This is a genomic window from Streptomyces sp. URMC 124 (genome assembly GCF_051386455.1).
Classification (GTDB): Bacteria; Actinomycetota; Actinomycetes; order Streptomycetales; family Streptomycetaceae; genus Streptomyces.
Genome location: NZ_JBPQTS010000614.1, coordinates 1 through 244 on the forward strand (window position 1 = coordinate 1; position 244 = coordinate 244).

The 244-nt window shown below is 45.5% G+C and carries 1 protein-coding gene; it reads right to left on the reverse strand.

Annotated features, from left to right (window positions below; genetic code table 11):
* Positions 1-244 (reverse strand): transposase (locus ACSNOG_RS33890; RefSeq protein ID WP_436756501.1); only part of this gene is annotated, 244 nt, incomplete at both ends.

Here is a 244-nt window from a genome sequence, read left to right on the forward strand (position 1 = left end):
GCGACTGTGCCGAATAATCGTCGCCGCGCAATGAAAGAATTCCAAACGGAATCGGGCGATCGTATACCCGATATGCATCGGTTCGCAAACGTTGCGTTTAAAGCGCTCGAACAAATTATAGGCCAGCAGCTTAATCAGCAAATCCAATTCATTTGCTTTGAAATCGCCGGTTGCAATCCGATCGATGGAAAAGCCTTGTTTCGCTTCTTTGATGTAATTTTCCATACAGCAGCGTTGATTGTAG